Source organism: Rickettsiella endosymbiont of Rhagonycha lignosa, assembly GCF_964031165.1.
Classification (GTDB): domain Bacteria; phylum Pseudomonadota; class Gammaproteobacteria; order Diplorickettsiales; family Diplorickettsiaceae; genus Aquirickettsiella.
On sequence record NZ_OZ035011.1, the window covers coordinates 712,410 to 728,477 of the forward strand.

Here is a 16,068-nt window from a genome sequence, read left to right on the forward strand (position 1 = left end):
TTTATTTTGGGACAAGGATGTTCAAAAATAAAGTTAAATTAATCAACAAACATTGAACTGACCGATTCTTCCGAATTAATTCGGCAAATTGTTTTCGCTAACATATCACTCAAACTCAATTGACGGATCTTTTTGCAATGCTTTGCTTCATCACTTAACGGAACCGTATCGGTGACAACGAGTTCATTGATAATTGAATTTTGAATAGTCTCTATAGCATTCCCTGATAGAACCGGATGTGTACAATATGCCATGATTAAATGAGCACCATTTTCTTTTAAAGCTTGCGCGGCCAAGCATAAAGTGCCACCTGTGTCGACGATATCATCGACTAATAAGCAATTGCGATCTTTCACTTCACCGATAATATGCATAACTTCAGTTTTATTTGGACCGGTACGGCGTTTATCGATGATAGCGATATCGGCATCATTGAAACGTTTAGCAATCGCACGCGCTCTAACCACGCCACCTACATCCGGTGATACAACAATTAATTGCTCATTGCTTTTGTAAAGCTTTTGGCTTTCCATATCTTTTAAGATTTCTGGTGTGGCATACACATTGTCCACGGGAATATCAAAAAATCCTTGGATTTGATCAGCATGCAGATCCACCGTGAGTAAACGACTGATACCTACAGCAGTCATCATATCCGCAACGACGCGTGCAGTAATCGGAACACGTGAGGAGCGAATACGTCGATCTTGACGGCCGTAGCCAAAATAAGGAACGACCGCCGTGATACGTTTCGCCGATGCGCGACGTAAGGCATCGGCCATGATGATGAGTTCCATTAAATTGGTGTTAACCGGCGGACAGGTCGGTTGCATAATAAAGACGTCTTGTCCTCTGACATTTTCTAAAATTTCTACCATGATTTCACCGTCACTAAATTGACCGACGGTGGCTTTACCTAATTCTTTGCCTAAATGTTTAGCTACTTTTTCAGCTAAAGTTCGATTAGCGTTACCAGTAAAGAGCATCATTTCAGACACAGAGGAACCTCATTGTGTTAAATAAAAAGATTAGATGGATATGTATGGCTGGGGTGCTAGGATTCGAACCTAGGAATGCCGAGATCAAAACCCGGTGCCTTACCACTTGGCGACACCCCAATTTTTCATTATTTGTTGTAAAGGTGAAGTGGTTAACCCTTTACACACAAAGCCTTGATAAGGCGCTTTAATTTTTTCTAGTAGTGTTTCAGCGGCTACTTTTGTACTGAGTGTAGCAAAAATACACGCGCCGGTCCCTGATAAGCGAGCAGGGGCATAATGATTTAAGAAGTCTAAGCCTTCTGCAATCACTGGATAATCCTGCCTAACGATGTGTTCAAAATCATTATGTGTATTTAATGATCCGCTTAAAAAGGTTTGTATTTTGATGGGTGTCGTGTTGTATGTCAATCGGGGATGTGAAAAAAGTTTTGCAGTCGAAATAGTTAAGGGTGGAATCATTACCACAAACCATTTTTCAGGTAACGGTATTGGGTGTAGTTTTTCGCCTATCCCTTCAGCCCAACTGCTTTCACCCTGAATAAATATTGGTACATCGGCGCCGAGTGTAGCACCTAAATTTAATAATTCGTCTAAAGGTAAATTCATTTTCCATAAGTGATTTAACACGACGAGTGTCGTTGCCGCGTTGGAACTACCGCCACCTAAACCGCCGCCGATCGGAATACGTTTTTTGATAAGTATATCAACGCCGGGTAAATTTTTATTTCTATCTTGTAATAAGCGTGCTGCTTTAATGGCTAAATTATCTTCATCGGGAATGACTGCTGCAGTGACGGGGTTAAGTAATGATACACAGGTGCAATTAATTTGTGGATCGGCGCGTTGCGTAAAACTTAATTCATCGCAGTAATCAATCAGTTGAAAAACAGTTTGTAGTTCATGATAGTGATCGGGTCTGCGACCGGTAAGATGTAAAAAAAGATTTAATTTTGCAGGGGCGGGCCAATAGTACATGGTTATACTCACATTAATTAGATTTTTTGGGAGTGGATCGCGTTGTGAAGCAACCGGAATGCCATATTATAGGATCGCGAGTTGAGCCGCAACGCAGCCAAAAATTCAAATGCGAAGTGTATTATTTAATGTCCCACTGGGTAAGTTTAATTCGAACTTGCCATTGGCAGTTGGATAGCTGAATACGATCGGGTAAATCAATTTTTCCGATGTTAGTAAAATGTTGATAAACAACGCGCCAACCGGATTGACGTAGTTGCATGATATGGTTATAAGCATCTAGATTAGTGGTATAACGTGATTGAGGAGCGGGTAGGCCGCGTAACCAATAATAGAATTGTGATACCGGTAAATTTAAACCTAATTGATCGTGTAAAAGTTTTTCTGGATTTTGTGCATGATAAGTTTGTTGATGCGTAGTTAAACTGACTCGCTTAGGGTTGCCAGTGAGCACAGCACTTTGTGTGCCTAAGGGACCAAAAAAGTTGAGTTGATAATTAGGATAGTTCTGTTCCCAACTGAATGAAGCATTGACACCGTGACCAGTTGTTTCATGGATGGCTAGGTTCCCATTAACACGAAAATTTTGTATAGCGTTCAGTTGTGCTTTTCGTTGCGCCCAGGGAAGATAGTGATTAACTATTTTGGGCTTAGGGAGTGGTGTAGGGGTTTGTGTAAAGCTCACACAACTGCTCAAAAATACCGCTAAAATAATGACACTAATCTTTTTCATAAAAAATTTATCAGTATACTATTACATGAGGTCGTTAAGCATTCTATGCGTCTAACTCGTATCTATCAACCACAAGCTTCACACACTGGGCAAATTGTAAGCTTATCTAAGGAGGCTGCAGGGCATTTAATTCGTGTATTGCGTCTACAAGTCGATGATGAGTTTATTGTATTTAATGGCAAAGCGGGAGAATTTCCTGCCAAAATTGTTGAAATAACTAAAAATACGGTTACCGCAAAGCTCGGTAAATTTGATGAGGTGAATCGTGAATCGCCTCTGCAAATTACTTTAGCGCAAGCAGTATTGCGATCAGAAAAAATGGATTATATGCTGCAAAAAGCCGTGGAATTGGGTGTTACACGTTTTGTGCCTTTGCTTACCGCACACAGTACACTTAAATTAGCACCTGAACGTTGGCAGAAGCGTTGTTTACATTGGCAAGGTGTGATGCTTGCCGCCAGCGAACAATCAGGAAGAACACGTTTGCCGAAATTAGAAAACCCTATGACCTTCGATGTCGCTACGACTTCGATAAAAGCAGATCAGCGCATAATTTTACACCCTTGTGCTAAGGAAAATATCAATTCTTTATCGTGTTGCCAGAGTGTTGCGCTATTAGTGGGTCCTGAAGGTGGCTGGTCAGAAAATGAGTTGAAGTGTGCTCATGTCGCAGATTATAGTTCTATGCAAGTAGGACCGCGCGTCTTGAGAGCAGAAACAGCCGGTTTAGCGGCTGTCAGTATATTACAAAGTTTATATGGTGATTTGTAAAAGGATTTTAATTATCGGTTAGTCGCTAATTTTAATGTTCGCGCAATTAAATAGATATTCAAGCTCGATGCGTAGAGTCTAAAAAAAGATTTATTTGTTGAGTTAAAAGAGAATTACTCAGATCTTTTAATCTATAATTTTCCAATATGGTAAAGAAAGCCTGCATGGCTTGAAATAAAATTTTTTGAATAATGCAATGTGGGCTAATGATGCAATTATTCTTTTCTTTATTAAAACACTCTACTAAGTGAAAATTAGTTTCAGTTTTTTTTATGATTTCAGCCACTGTGAGTTCAAGAGAAGCATAAACTAATTGTAATCCACCGCCATGGCCTTGCTGGGTTTTAATAAAACCTAATTGTGCGAGGCGGTGGGCAACTTTGACGAGATGATTTTTAGAAATTTTATAAAAATTAGCAATCTCAAGAATTGTTGCGATTTTTTTAGGGGTTTGGCTTAAATATAATAAAACCCGTAAAGAATAATCTGAATAAAGTGTTAATTGCATAATAAAATTGAGTTTAAAGTTTTAAGAAAACTTGACAGTTTTTTTATCGAATTATAACATATATTTTTAATATATATTAAAAATAATTTGATAATTTGAGAAATAGGTTTATACCTATTTAGGTAAAATTTTTATTTCATAAAGTTGTTTCTAATAGATCCCTTAGTTGATTAATACATTTAATACTTCGCTTTAGGAAAATTAATGATACATCTTGATCCGCTTTTTTTGTCACGTTTACAATTTGCCTGGGTAATTGCTTTCCATATCTTGCTGCCCGCGTTTACGATTGGATTGGCATCTTTTATTGCTGTGTTAGAAGGAATGAATTTTTTCACGCATCGTGGCATTTATTTGCGTCTTTCTAGCTTTTGGACAAAAATATTTGCGATTTCGTTTGGAATGGGAGTGGTGTCAGGGATCGTCATGCCCTTTCAGTTTGGAACGAACTGGAGTCGTTTTTCGGATGCAACGGCTAATGTTTTATCTCCCTTATTAGCTTACGAAGGCTTAACTGCTTTTTTCTTAGAAGCGTCTTTTCTTGGTGTATTATTGTTTGGTCGTAAACTTGTGCCACGTTGGGCGCATTTCTTTTCTGCGTTAATGGTGGCTTTTGGAACTTTGTTATCCGCTTTTTGGATTTTAGTGACGAATAGTTGGATGCAAACACCTGCTGGCTATAAATTAATCAATGGTCGCTTTTTTCCCAGCGATTGGTTAGCAATTATCTTTAATCCTTCTTTTCCTTATCGTTTTGCACATACCGTGGTCGGTTTTTATATTACGACAGGTTTTGTGGTTATTGCGGTGGGTGCATATTTTATTCGTCAGCAGCGATTTGCAGAAGAAGGTCGAAAAATGTTTTCCATGACCACCGCGCTTTTAACCGTTTTGGTTCCATTGCAAATTGTTTTGGGTGATTTACATGGCCTTAACACATTAAAGTATCAGCCGGCTAAATTAGCCGCTATTGAAGCACATTGGTCGCCTGAAAAACGCGCACCGCTTATCTTGTTTGCTATTCCCGATGAAAAAAAACAAATGAATCATGATGTGTTAGAAATACCTCTTTTAGGTAGTATTATTCTAACCCATCATATTAATGGGCTTGTTCCTGGGTTAAAACAATTTCCTGTTGAGAATCGTGCTCCCGTCGCTATTCCGTTTTTCTCTTTTCGCATTATGGTGGGCTTGGGTACGATTATGTTATTGTTCATTTTAGTGAGTTTATTGTTGCGATTTAAACATCGGCTATTTGATACGGGTTGGTTTTTGAAATCTTCTCAATACATTGCACCGATTGGTTTTCTAACGATATTAGCCGGTTGGGTTACCACAGAAGTAGGGCGCCAACCTTGGACGGTCTATGGTTTGTTAAGGACCTCCCATTCTGTCAGTCCTTCATTAACAGGCGTGGATGTTTTACTTTCTTTATTCGGTTATATGTTGGTTTATTTAATTATCTTCCCTGTAGGTATCTTTTTAATGACCAGGGTTGCCCGGAAAGGGTTTATTGAAGAACCCAGCGCACCTATTGCTGGACAACAGCCAAGCCACCCTATTTTATCTCCGCCGGAGTTTTCAAATGACAAATAATTTAATTTTGCTATGGACATTGATATTGGGTATCGGCGTTTTTTTCTATGTTTTGCTTGATGGGTTTGATCTCGGTGTGGGTATTCTTTATGCATTTGCACCTCATCGCGAAGCACGTAAATTAATTATGAATTCAATTGCCCCTGTTTGGGATGGTAATGAAACTTGGCTAATTCTAGGAGTGGTGGGATTGTTGGCGGCATTTCCATTGGCTTTTGCTATCATTTTCCCGGCTGTTTATTTTCCAGTGCTGATTATGCTATTGGCTTTGATATTTCGAGGCGTGGCGTTTGAGTTTCATTTTGGAGAAACTGCACATGTCACACTGTGGGATCGCGGCTTTAGTTTCGGATCGTTAATTGCTACGTTTGCTCAGGGAATTATTTTGGGTGCTTTTATTCAAGGATTTGCAGTTAAAGGTAGGTTATTTGTAGGTAGTTCTTGGGATTGTTTTACACCGTTTTCATTATTCACAGGTTTAGCATTGGTTTTTGGATATGCGTTATTGGGCGCGTGTTGGCTTATTTTAAAAACGGAAGGTGAATTGCAAATGTCGGCACGTCGTCAAGGCCGTGTATGTCTAATTGCTGTACTCCTTGCAATGGTCATTATTTCTGTATGGACGCCATTTTTGGATGACACTATCCGGCAACGTTGGTTTAGTTGGCCGAATCTGCTTTATTTTTCACCTATCCCCTTACTTACTGGCGTGGTAGCGCTAGCAGAATGGCGTCTACTTAAAAAATCCAAGGATATTATGCCTTTTTTGGGAGCACTTAGCTTGTTTTTGCTAGCCTATCTGGGATTGACGGTGAGTTTATTTCCTATGATTGTACCTCATCATTTTACACTTTGGCAGGCTGCTTCTTCTCCAGAAACGCAACTCTTTTTAGCGATTGGTACATTGTTTTTATTGCCGATAATCTTGATTTATACAGCTTGGTCTTATTGGGTATTTTGGGGAAAAGTCCGGAGTGATATAGGTTATTGAAGAATTGTATTTGTTTACTTTAACTATTATTTTTTAAATTAACTCTAACAATTTGATAGGTCCTATCGTTTAGTCTTTCATTTCAATAGAATGATTTTCAGATAAAATATTATCTTTTCAAAAAAAACTACTATTTATGCTATATTACCTAATTCCTTATATAGAATTAAGGCATAACTTTGTGGTGTTATAATTTATTCCTAACGTATTTGCATATTTGGACCGGTTGCCTGAGTAACGATTGGAACGATTCTGAATTTTCAAGAGTAGGATGTGTATTCAACTCATTAATTAGTGATAACTATGGCAAAAAAATCGAAACGCTTTGTTGATCCTTATGCGGCACGTGAAGCCGGTAAATATGATAACCCCATTCCTAGTCGCGAGTATATTTTAGATTTCTTAAAAAAATGTGGCCATCTGGTTAAACGCGAGGAGCTTAATCAACGTTTGGGTTTAAGCGATCCCGAACGCCAAGAAGCCTTGCGTCGTCGTTTACGGGCGATGGAACGCGATGGACAAATTGTTTTAACGCGACGCGAAGGTTATGGTTTGCCAGACAAAATGAATTTGGTGCGTGGCAGGGTGATTGGTCATCGTGATGGATTTGGATTTTTAGTTCCTGATGATGGTAGCGATGATCTGTATTTAAATGCGCGACAGATGCAGTTGGTGTTTCACGGCGATAGAGTTTTGGCGCGCGTCATTGGAATGGATCGACGTAATCGACGTGAAGGAGTGATTGCCGAAGTCTTAGAACGAAACACACCTTCTTTAGTCGGACGTTTTTTCAAAGAGAAGGGTGTCGCTTTTGTTGTGCCGTCGAATAGTCGCATTACGCAAGATATTTTAATCGGTGTTGATGATGAAAGCGCAGCAGCATCGGGACAGATTGTCGTCGTTGAAATAACGCGTTTTCCTAGCTTTCGTCAACAAGCGATTGGCCGCATTACCGAAATACTCGGCGAACACATGGCGCCGGGTTTAGAAATAGAAATAGCGATACGTAATTATAATCTTCCGCATATCTGGCCAGATTCGGTACAGGAAGAAATTGCTGCTTTACAAGCCGGTGTGCCAACGAGTGATGAGCAAGAGGATCGGATTGATCTACAAGATTTGGCGTTTGTTACGATTGATGGTGCGGATGCCAAGGATTTTGATGACGCCGTTTATTGTGAGCGACAAAAAAAACAATGGCGTTTAGTAGTAGCTATTGCGGATGTCAGTCATTATATCAGCCCGCAAAGTGAACTAGATAAAGAGGCAGAAGCACGAGGAAATTCGGTTTATTTTCCGAATAGTGTACTGCCGATGTTACCGGAAGTGCTTTCCAATGAGCTATGCTCATTAAAGCCTAAAGTTAATCGACTATGCATGGTTTGCGATATGTTGATTTCTAGTAAAGGAGAATTAAAACGCTTTCAATTCTATCCCGCTACCATCCACTCTAGAGCACGTTTAATTTATAATGAAGTGGCGACTTGGTTAACAACTAATAAATGTCCTCCCGCGTATAAAAATCTATTACCCCACTTACAAAATTTGCATAGTCTGTACCAATTGTTACGTCAAACGCGTGAAGCGCGCGGTGCGATTGATTTTGAGACCACCGAAACACAAGTTATTTTTGGACCGAATCGAAAAATTAAACAGATCATTCCCAGCGTGCGTACCGTGGCACATCGTATTATCGAAGAATGTATGTTGCTAGCCAATGTATCGGCAGCGCATTTTTTATTGAAAGCTAAAATTCCAACTTTATTTCGGATTCATGCGGTTCCTGCGGCGGAAAAATTAGCGGATCTAAAAAGTTTTCTCGCCGAATTGGGTTTACGTTTTCCGAATAAAAAAGTCATCACACCCGAAGATTATTCAAGCTTGTTAAAATTAATTGCTGACAGACCGGATGCACATTTGATCCAAACCGTTATGTTGCGATCCTTGAGTCAAGCCATCTATAGTCCAGAAAATATTGGTCATTTTGGTTTGGCATTTGATGCCTACGCACATTTTACCTCACCGATACGTCGATATCCCGATTTATTAGTTCATCGAGCGATACGCCATGTATTAGCAAAACGTAAACCAAAGAATTTTTTCTATGATAAGGTCACTATTTCTCGTTTGGGTGAACATTGTTCGACTACCGAACGACGTGCCGACGAAGCGACACGTGAAGTATTAGATTGGTTGAAATGTGAATATATGCGCGATCGCGTCGGTGAAACCTTTGATGGTATCATTACCAATGTAACTGGTTTTGGCTTATTTGTTGAATTGCGAAATATTTATGTTGAGGGTTTAGTGCATGTCACCGCCTTGCATAATGATTATTATCAATTTGATGCGAATCGTCATTGCTTGCAAGGTGAGCGTACCGGAATAGTTTATCGTTTAGGCGACAGAATTCAGGTGCGAGTAGGGCGTGTCGATCTGGATCAACGTAAAATTGATTTTGAATTAATCGAGCCGGAAGTGCAAAAATCTGCAAAAAAATTTAAAAAATATAAAAAAAGAAAATAACTTAAGTTTCTTTAATTAGAACCTTTGTATATCTATCTTGTGCAAAGCCACTCGGAGTAATAGCATTTTCTAAATGCTACGCTATTTCGAGTTTATGGGTTTATTTAGCCGGGAGGGATTATGCACATCGAAGCTGCGCGATATCAGAGCTGTCAAGCTGGGGTTCGGATGACTGTGCATTGATGGTTTTAAAATGATCTTGGCGGAAAAATGACGAGGTTTGTCTGCGTTGTATTTGAGGGTTAGTAAGTTGTTTGTTGTTAAATATATATATTGGCCGTCGTAATTTATCCTTATCTTTTTTTCTGCAGACCAATTCATAGCTACTGTTTAAGCTCGCTAAAATTAAGCCTATTCCTAATCCTGCTAGTGGAAGTATTAAAGATGTAAGTGGTGTGAAACTTAAAGCCAGCATACAGATCATTGCTACGAGGCCGAATAAAAAACTGACTAAGATTGGAATAACACAAAAATTAAAGAGAGGCTTCTGCATTTGATGTCTAAGTTTGATGATATCCAGCTCAGCTTCGGGTAAAATCCAATCTTCAAAATTTTTAATGAGCATAGATTTAAATTCGTTAGCTTCATTGTCGTTAGTAAAAGAGAAGGTGATCGGTATTAATTCGAGTTTTATTTGTTTTTTTTCAGTAATAGTAAAGTGAATAGAGGTGCTTCCGACAGGCATTTTTGAAGTCTGATTTTTTACAAGCAAAGTTAAGCTAAATAAAATTGATTTATCAGTTGCGGTAGGTTTAGCTTTTTCAGCTTTTAATATATGTTTAAAATCAGGGTCCGAAAAGCCGCTATCATTGCTAGAATAATAACCTATATTGACCAGCAAAGAATTGACCAAGTTATGCAAAGCAAATTCTAGATACACTGGATCCGTTAAGCACATAATCATAAAATCGATGGCAGACGGATCTAGAATTTGGAATTCTTCTTTAAATGTTTTTTGTAAACTGGCTAAGTTGATTTTTTTTCCTTCTAAGAAACGTTTTAATAAGGAAGGTGTCAAGGCATAGAAAGCACCGCGGCTAATTTCTGTGTTCTTTTGCGAGTTAGAAAATTGAAATTTGGGTTGATTTCTTAATAAATTTAAGAGTCGATGAAGTTGTTCTAAAGTAAGATGTAAATCTTTTTTGGATAGGGATGCAAGCTTATGAGCGTGAATGTTTCCCAAAAAACCAAAACAATTGGGATTAATGTGGATGGAAAGTTCATTAGGCATTGTGCAATCCTTAGCAAACTATTTTTATTGAGTACTTTATCATGAGTCATGCCGTTAAAAAAGAATTTATTTTTGGTTTTCATGCTATTAACGCGTTGTTAAAATCACATCCAGAAAGAATATGCCAACTTTATTGGCAAGAGAGTCGTGAAGATAACCGCATTCAAGAGATTTTGCAGTTGGCAGGCGCGCATGATATTCCGATGCAAAGTATATCGAAGCCCCAATGTGATGAATGGTCAAAAGGTGGCGTACATCAGGGGGTGTTAGCGGAGATAAAAATTTCTAAACAATTAAACGAACGTGATTTATTTATTTTGTTAGAGCATCGATTACAAGACCAAACAAGACCGCCATTTTTATTAGTGTTAGATGAGGTTCAGGATCCGCACAATTTAGGTGCCTGTTTACGTTCTGCGAATGCAGCCGGTGTAGATGCTGTCATTATTCCACAGGACCGTTCGGTGAATATGACAGCAAGTGTGCGCAAAATAGCCGCAGGTGCAGCTGAAATGACGCCGCTTTTTACGGTCACGAATTTAGCAACAAGCTTAGAAAAGCTAAAAAAGGCTGGAGTGTGGTGTTATGGTTTAGATCACTCAGCCACACAGCTTATTTATGATACGACATTGACTGGGGCATTGGCGTTGGTTTTGGGCGCCGAAGGTAAAGGTTTACGTCGCTTAACTAAAGAACGCTGTGATGGTTTGCTTGCTATTCCAATGGCGGGTAGTGTCAGCAGCTTAAATGTTTCAGTTGCCGCCGGGATCTGTTTATTCGAAGCGGTTAGGCAAAGACAATAAAATCCAACTATGATACTATTTACCGCCTTACTGTTGCGGTAAAATAAAATACAACGTTGTATTGTTGTTAGCGACTTAATTTTTTATTTAAAATTGCAAGGAGACCCTACTATGTGTCGTAAATTCTTCCCAGCAATAGTGATTATTATTGCTGTTCTGATGGCTATCGCTGCAAGTCTTGCGAAACCTGAGTCGGTTGATACCATCGTAATGGTTTCACGATTCTTCGATATTATGCTGCCGATTTTAGCCGTAGGCGCATTGATAAAATATTTATGCTGTCCTCGTTCACACAAAGGCTGTCATTGCGGCTGCGATCATTGTAAGATGTGTAATAAAAAATAAATTGACTATTTTTTTACCACTTCCAACCTGCCTTTGTTGAGTGAAAGACAAAAGATTAGGTCTTTTAACTCAAGCTCAAATCCCGCGGCTTAAACCGCGGGATAATTCAAAAAAAATTATTTAACAACATTTTCAAGTTATGCAGCAGTTTGATCTAGATATCTATTATATGCAGCATGCCTTAGAAGCTGCGGAGCTTGCAGAGAGGGAGGGCGAAATTCCGGTCGGTGCGGTATTGGTAGTGAAGCAACAGATCATCTGCAGCGCTCACAATCAAACACTCACTCGGTGTGATCCTACTGCACATGCTGAAATTTTATTACTGCAACAAGCGGCCAAACAGCTAAAAAATCATCGTTTAGTCGAATCGACATTGTATGTTACCTTAGAACCTTGTTTAATGTGTGTAGGTGCGATGATTCAAGCTAGGATTAAGCGACTAGTGTTTGGTGCTTATGATACACGTTTTGGCATAATAACCACGCAATGGTCTATGTTAAAAGGACGAAATCATACGTTTGATTTTACGGATGGATTATTAGCTGAAACCTGTGCAGAAAAATTACAGAAATTTTTTAAACACAAACGTCAAATGCTTAATATACAAGATGAACAATAAAAGTTAATTGCGTAATCTCAGTTCAGTGTTTGACGTATTTCTTTATAGTCTACATCCTATATAGTTTATGCTAATATAGCCATAGCACTTATAATGAGCCTAAAAGGTGCAAACAGACAATATTTCCGTTTTGTTAAAAGCGGTAGTTACTGATTAAAGTAGGAGGGATGGCTGAGCGGTTGAAAGCAACGGTCTTGAAAACCGTCAAGGGGGTAACTCCTTCCAGGGTTCGAATCCCTGTCCCTCCGCCAAAAAAATGAAATTGACAAGAGGAGTTGGCGTTCCATGATTAACGTCGTTATCGTTGACGATCATGCCTTAGTACGTTTAGGGATGAAGCGCTTGTTAGAGGATGTTCGTGATATTAATGTGATCGGTGAAGCCGAAAGTGGCGAAGCTGCTATTAATTTAGTAAAGGAAACTAAGCCTGATGTGGTATTGATGGATCTAAAAATGCCTGGGATAGGTGGATTAGATGCCACCCGCCGTTTGATTCGTGTAAATCCTAAACTTAAAATTATCGTCGTTACTGTTTTTAGTGAAGGACCTTTTCCGGATCGTCTGGTGCGTGCTGGGGCAGCAGGATATATTACCAAAAATACCAATGCCGAAGAATTGATTACCGCGATTCGTAAAGTGGTTGCTGGTCAAATTTATATAACCTTAGAAATTGCGCAAAAAATGGCATTACGTCAAGTTTCTGATGCGTCCAAATCACCCTTTGCCCAACTTTCCGAACGTGAATTACAAGTTATGTACATGGTTACACATGGTACAAAAGTGAATGGAATTGCCAAAAAACTTTGTTTAAGTCCTAAAACGGTGAATACCTATCGCTATCGACTGTATGAAAAATTAGGTGTGCATAACGATGTCGAGTTAACGCATCTTGCTTTGCGTTATGGCTTATTGGAAGAAGAAGAGGGTTATGCAGATAAATCATCAGATAAAACAACGGAGGAATAATATTTCTCCGTTGTTTTTATTAGTGCTTATTAACGATTACCGAGCAAAAGAGTTTTTTCCGAAGAGTTTTTTTCAGTGCATTCTTCTTCCTGTTTTACTTTTGCAAAAATGGCTCGATTACTACTGAATAAATTATTGGGCAGTGGTGCGATGGTCGTTTGAGTTGGAAGGATTGTGATTTCGTTATTTAAAAGTGGGCTAGATGGCGATGCTGCTCGCTCTAGAATGTTAGGAAAAAATTGATTAGCCGATTGACTCTCAATACCTAATTCTTTTGCTTTATCTAAATCCCCTTGTATTGACTTACTAACAATATATTTTCTAATTTTTCGCCTTTATTCAGCAGATATTCTTTTAATTTAGCTATCAAGCCAGGTGTACCCTCTTTAAATTCTTTATATTGGTAAGAAGTGCAAAGATAAAAATTATCAGCAATTTCTAAAGGTGTTGCTTCTGTTTCTTCAGGTAGCTTCCAATCATTAGGGAAGTTTTCCTCAAATAATTCTACGATTTTTTTTATATTTAACGGGTTAGTATTTGAAATAAAATAAATAGATTGATTTTTGTTGATTAAGGTTTGTAATCTTGTTGTTGATTCAGGATTCCAGGTAATCAATGAATTCCATGCGCCGGTTATTTTTTCTGAGCTTATTTCAGGTGGAATAAAAATAAAAAATATCTTTAAGTTTACTTATAAAGGTATCAGTATTTATTTTCCCCAATTTGTATTCATTAATGATGGGTGTCATCGTCAAGTATTTTAACCTGACCCAAAGCTTGCTATACCATTCAAAGTGTAACCCACTGTTCGCATAGCCGTAGTGCAACTTAGCAAAATTATCCAATACGCTAGAGATCGGTGCGAGTCCATGGATAGTCGATAAATTGATGATAGAAACTGAATCAGCTTCAGAAGTGTTTGGTGTAGGTAGAATCGGTAACATAACTTAGTTTCCTGTGGTGTTTAATTGGTAAAAGTTAATTTTTAACAAATATGTTTAGGGATGGGCATTCAACTTTAGGATATTTATTTCCCGTAGAGTTTGGACAACGGGTTTATCAACGTCTCGGTCCATAGTGTCTACAAAACTGTTGTAAGATCAGTTTGATCAAATCATATAAATCACTATCATGTAAATCTATTTCCATTTAATTTTTAATCCACTTGTTATTAAAATATTTACTGGTCAGAATCCTAGCGGATAAATAAAAAAATTGTAAGCAGTTATTTATCCTAAAAACCGGTACACCGTGGAGAGATCTAACGGAAAGATATGACGATTGGAAAAACGTTCATCAGCGATTTTCTTGCTGGAAAAAAACAGGTGGGTGATCAAACGATTGCCGATTAAAACAGTTTCGTGGCATTGCTATTCGATATTGTAAACGAGGTTAATATTTCTTAGAAGCCATTAAATTTGCTGTTTCATATTATTGGCTTAATTGACGACACTCCCTAAATAAATCGTCTTGAACACTGCCTCGACAATTTATATAATGATAACTTCAATTTGATTGATTTTTTTGAGAACCCATATGAATACTGAACTTGTGTGTGTTGCAACTTTTACTGCAAAAACTGAAAAATCTGATGCATTACGTAAAGCTTTATCCAATTTATTAGAGCCAACAAGACGCGAAGAAGGTTGTCTACACTACGCCCTACATGAGTCTTTAAATAATCCTAATGTATTTACCATGCTGGAGCGATTCAAAAATAAAAATGCTTTTGACTCCCATTGTAACGAACCATACATGTTGCATTTTAAAGAAAATATATTAAATGAATTGGTAGATAGTACCTCTATATCGATTGAATTATACAAGGAAATTGAAAAATAAATTTCTCATAGGGCCAATTAAACAAAATTTGTTTGTGTCCATTGTATATCAGGCATTTTAGATCAATGTCACCATCTCGTTGATGAATATATTGCACGGGTAACGAACTTGCATGATAGGCTATAAACTTTTGCAAGAATTTAAGAAAGAGAGGGAGAAAGCTTGCAAAATGATGTCTAAAAAGAGAATACTATTGTTACCGAGGAAATGGAGTTAGAGAGTTTTTTAGATACCTCTCATTCGTTGTACCAATTAGCCAATGTTTTTAATTGTGAGTACTTAATCAAGGAGTTTGGCGCTTATTACGTAGAAGGAAGAACATAAACTTAAAAGAAATTACTTGCTTGGAAAAGCATGTGACAAAATTAACGCCTTATTAGCCGGTGCTGCATTCAATTTAAGGAAAATTATTCGACTTATTCGCTGTAAAAATTTACTTTTTTTCTTAGGCATTGACAAAAAATAAAAATATCAATTACGGTAGATATATGCTAATTTTTTCTATTTTTATAATGTTTTTTTAACAAGGGGGTAAATTTAATTTTTTACTATTTGATAATCTAAAATATCGCAACGATAAATTTATGATAATTTAAGTTAAAAACTTAAATAATTTCCAAAATTCTTTTTTCCATAATTTAAACAAAAATTTCACAATAGTGCATAAAATCAGCAAAAATTCCGAACAAAAATCTAGCATTTAGCATAAGTTTACGCTTTAGACTATGCTTCGTTTGCTTGGTACCGAAATGAAGGGTTGCTTATACTCTTGTTCGGTTTTAAGTCCGTGCCGGGCGTTTAACGGCTGTGTGCGGTGGATCCCTTTTTATGTCATAAGGAGGTTTTTTCCGATGTCAGTATTAAAACCAGTCACATTATTCTTATTAGCCGTTTTTGCGGTGAGTCCCGTTTGGGCGCAAGACAGCGATTGCTGTGCAGAGTTACGCCACGAAGTACAAATGATTAAAGATCAACTTAAAAGCCAACAAAATCAACAAATTAATGCTTCTAAGGAACTGAATCAACAACAGACTACGACCAAAACCGGCTTTAAAGGCGTCGGCGTTTTAGTCGATGCTTTGGCTACGCAGTTTCCTAATTTACCGGCATTGAAGACGGTAAAACAGATATTTGATAACTTAAATAAATAAAATATACTTG

The 16,068-nt window shown here is 37.9% G+C and carries 17 protein-coding genes, 2 tRNA genes and 1 pseudogene; 12 read left to right on the forward strand and 8 right to left on the reverse strand.

The window, feature by feature from the left end; translation table 11 throughout:
• Nucleotides 1-38 precede the first annotated feature (38 nt).
• The 4 genes from AAHI99_RS03230 to lolB form a co-directional block, all read right to left on the reverse strand.
• Nucleotides 39-989 carry a ribose-phosphate pyrophosphokinase gene (locus AAHI99_RS03230; RefSeq protein ID WP_342228348.1) on the reverse strand — a complete coding sequence of 317 codons (951 nt, stop codon included), beginning with the start codon at nt 987-989 and terminating at the stop codon, nt 39-41.
• A 54-nt stretch (nt 990-1,043) separates the two neighbouring features.
• A tRNA-Gln gene (locus AAHI99_RS03235) sits at nt 1,044-1,118 on the reverse strand.
• A complete protein-coding gene (gene ispE, locus AAHI99_RS03240) occupies nt 1,098-1,976 on the reverse strand; it encodes a 4-(cytidine 5'-diphospho)-2-C-methyl-D-erythritol kinase (RefSeq protein WP_342228238.1) in 879 nt (292 codons plus the stop codon). The genes AAHI99_RS03235 and ispE overlap by 21 nt, the downstream gene beginning before the upstream one ends.
• Nucleotides 1,977-2,097: 121 nt before the next feature.
• Nucleotides 2,098-2,709, reverse strand: a complete 612-nt coding sequence (gene lolB / locus AAHI99_RS03245) for a lipoprotein insertase outer membrane protein LolB (protein ID WP_342228239.1) — start codon at nt 2,707-2,709, stop codon at nt 2,098-2,100.
• Nucleotides 2,710-2,754: 45 nt separating this feature from the next.
• Between lolB and AAHI99_RS03250 the strand changes: the two genes are divergently transcribed.
• Nucleotides 2,755-3,480, forward strand: a complete 726-nt coding sequence (locus AAHI99_RS03250; protein ID WP_342228240.1) for a 16S rRNA (uracil(1498)-N(3))-methyltransferase — start codon at nt 2,755-2,757, stop codon at nt 3,478-3,480.
• 58 nt (nt 3,481-3,538) lie between these two features.
• Here AAHI99_RS03250 and AAHI99_RS03255 read toward each other — a convergent pair whose 3' ends face one another.
• On the reverse strand, nt 3,539-3,988 hold the full coding sequence (locus tag AAHI99_RS03255) for an Rrf2 family transcriptional regulator (RefSeq protein WP_342228241.1): 450 nt from the start codon (nt 3,986-3,988) through the stop codon (nt 3,539-3,541).
• Between the two features lie 204 nt (nt 3,989-4,192).
• Between AAHI99_RS03255 and AAHI99_RS03260 the strand changes: the two genes are divergently transcribed.
• The 3 genes from AAHI99_RS03260 to rnr all read left to right on the forward strand — a co-directional run bounded on the left by AAHI99_RS03260 (nt 4,193) and on the right by rnr (nt 9,101).
• Nucleotides 4,193-5,584: a cytochrome ubiquinol oxidase subunit I gene (locus tag AAHI99_RS03260; protein ID WP_342228242.1), complete on the forward strand. Its 1,392-nt coding sequence runs from the start codon at nt 4,193-4,195 to the stop codon at nt 5,582-5,584.
• Nucleotides 5,574-6,575, forward strand: coding sequence for a cytochrome d ubiquinol oxidase subunit II (gene cydB, locus AAHI99_RS03265; protein ID WP_342228243.1), 1,002 nt, complete (start codon nt 5,574-5,576; stop codon nt 6,573-6,575). Before AAHI99_RS03260 ends, cydB begins: the two co-directional genes overlap by 11 nt.
• Nucleotides 6,576-6,878: 303 nt before the next feature.
• Nucleotides 6,879-9,101, forward strand: coding sequence for a ribonuclease R (rnr, locus tag AAHI99_RS03270; protein ID WP_342228244.1), 2,223 nt, complete (start codon nt 6,879-6,881; stop codon nt 9,099-9,101).
• Between the two features lie 118 nt (nt 9,102-9,219).
• Here rnr and AAHI99_RS03275 read toward each other — a convergent pair whose 3' ends face one another.
• Entirely contained in the window at nt 9,220-10,332 is a 1,113-nt protein-coding gene (locus tag AAHI99_RS03275) for a hypothetical protein (RefSeq protein ID WP_342228245.1), read from the reverse strand.
• Nucleotides 10,333-10,373: 41 nt separating this feature from the next.
• On the opposite strand from AAHI99_RS03275, the gene rlmB reads away from it, so the two are divergent.
• From rlmB to uvrY, 5 genes are all read left to right on the forward strand, one after another.
• Nucleotides 10,374-11,135 (forward strand): 23S rRNA (guanosine(2251)-2'-O)-methyltransferase RlmB, encoded by a 762-nt coding sequence (rlmB, locus tag AAHI99_RS03280; protein WP_342228246.1) that lies wholly within the window; start codon nt 10,374-10,376, stop codon nt 11,133-11,135.
• A 111-nt stretch (nt 11,136-11,246) separates the two neighbouring features.
• On the forward strand, nt 11,247-11,480 hold the full coding sequence (locus tag AAHI99_RS03285; RefSeq protein ID WP_342220765.1) for a hypothetical protein: 234 nt from the start codon (nt 11,247-11,249) through the stop codon (nt 11,478-11,480).
• A gap of 139 nt (nt 11,481-11,619) precedes the next feature.
• Nucleotides 11,620-12,099 carry a tRNA adenosine(34) deaminase TadA gene (gene tadA, locus AAHI99_RS03290; protein ID WP_342228247.1) on the forward strand — a complete coding sequence of 160 codons (480 nt, stop codon included), beginning with the start codon at nt 11,620-11,622 and terminating at the stop codon, nt 12,097-12,099.
• A 161-nt stretch (nt 12,100-12,260) separates the two neighbouring features.
• A tRNA-Ser gene (locus AAHI99_RS03295) sits at nt 12,261-12,350 on the forward strand.
• 34 nt (nt 12,351-12,384) lie between these two features.
• Nucleotides 12,385-13,065: a UvrY/SirA/GacA family response regulator transcription factor gene (gene uvrY, locus AAHI99_RS03300; RefSeq protein WP_342228248.1), complete on the forward strand. Its 681-nt coding sequence runs from the start codon at nt 12,385-12,387 to the stop codon at nt 13,063-13,065.
• Between the two features lie 283 nt (nt 13,066-13,348).
• On the opposite strand, the gene AAHI99_RS03305 is transcribed toward uvrY, so the two are convergent.
• Both AAHI99_RS03305 and AAHI99_RS03310 read right to left on the reverse strand, forming a co-directional pair.
• Nucleotides 13,349-13,681, reverse strand: a complete 333-nt coding sequence (locus AAHI99_RS03305) for a hypothetical protein (protein WP_342228249.1) — start codon at nt 13,679-13,681, stop codon at nt 13,349-13,351.
• A 37-nt stretch (nt 13,682-13,718) separates the two neighbouring features.
• Nucleotides 13,719-14,009, reverse strand: a complete 291-nt coding sequence (locus AAHI99_RS03310) for a hypothetical protein (protein WP_342228250.1) — start codon at nt 14,007-14,009, stop codon at nt 13,719-13,721.
• Nucleotides 14,010-14,293: 284 nt separating this feature from the next.
• Here AAHI99_RS03310 and AAHI99_RS07590 point away from each other — a divergent pair.
• From AAHI99_RS07590 to AAHI99_RS03320, 3 genes and pseudogenes are all read left to right on the forward strand, one after another.
• Nucleotides 14,294-14,392 (forward strand): annotated as a pseudogene (locus AAHI99_RS07590) (transposase); the annotation flags it as partial.
• Between the two features lie 209 nt (nt 14,393-14,601).
• A complete protein-coding gene (locus AAHI99_RS03315) occupies nt 14,602-14,907 on the forward strand; it encodes a putative quinol monooxygenase (RefSeq protein WP_342228251.1) in 306 nt (101 codons plus the stop codon).
• An 851-nt stretch (nt 14,908-15,758) separates the two neighbouring features.
• Nucleotides 15,759-16,058, forward strand: coding sequence for a hypothetical protein (locus AAHI99_RS03320; protein ID WP_342228252.1), 300 nt, complete (start codon nt 15,759-15,761; stop codon nt 16,056-16,058).
• The last annotated feature ends 10 nt before the right edge of the window (nt 16,059-16,068 follow it).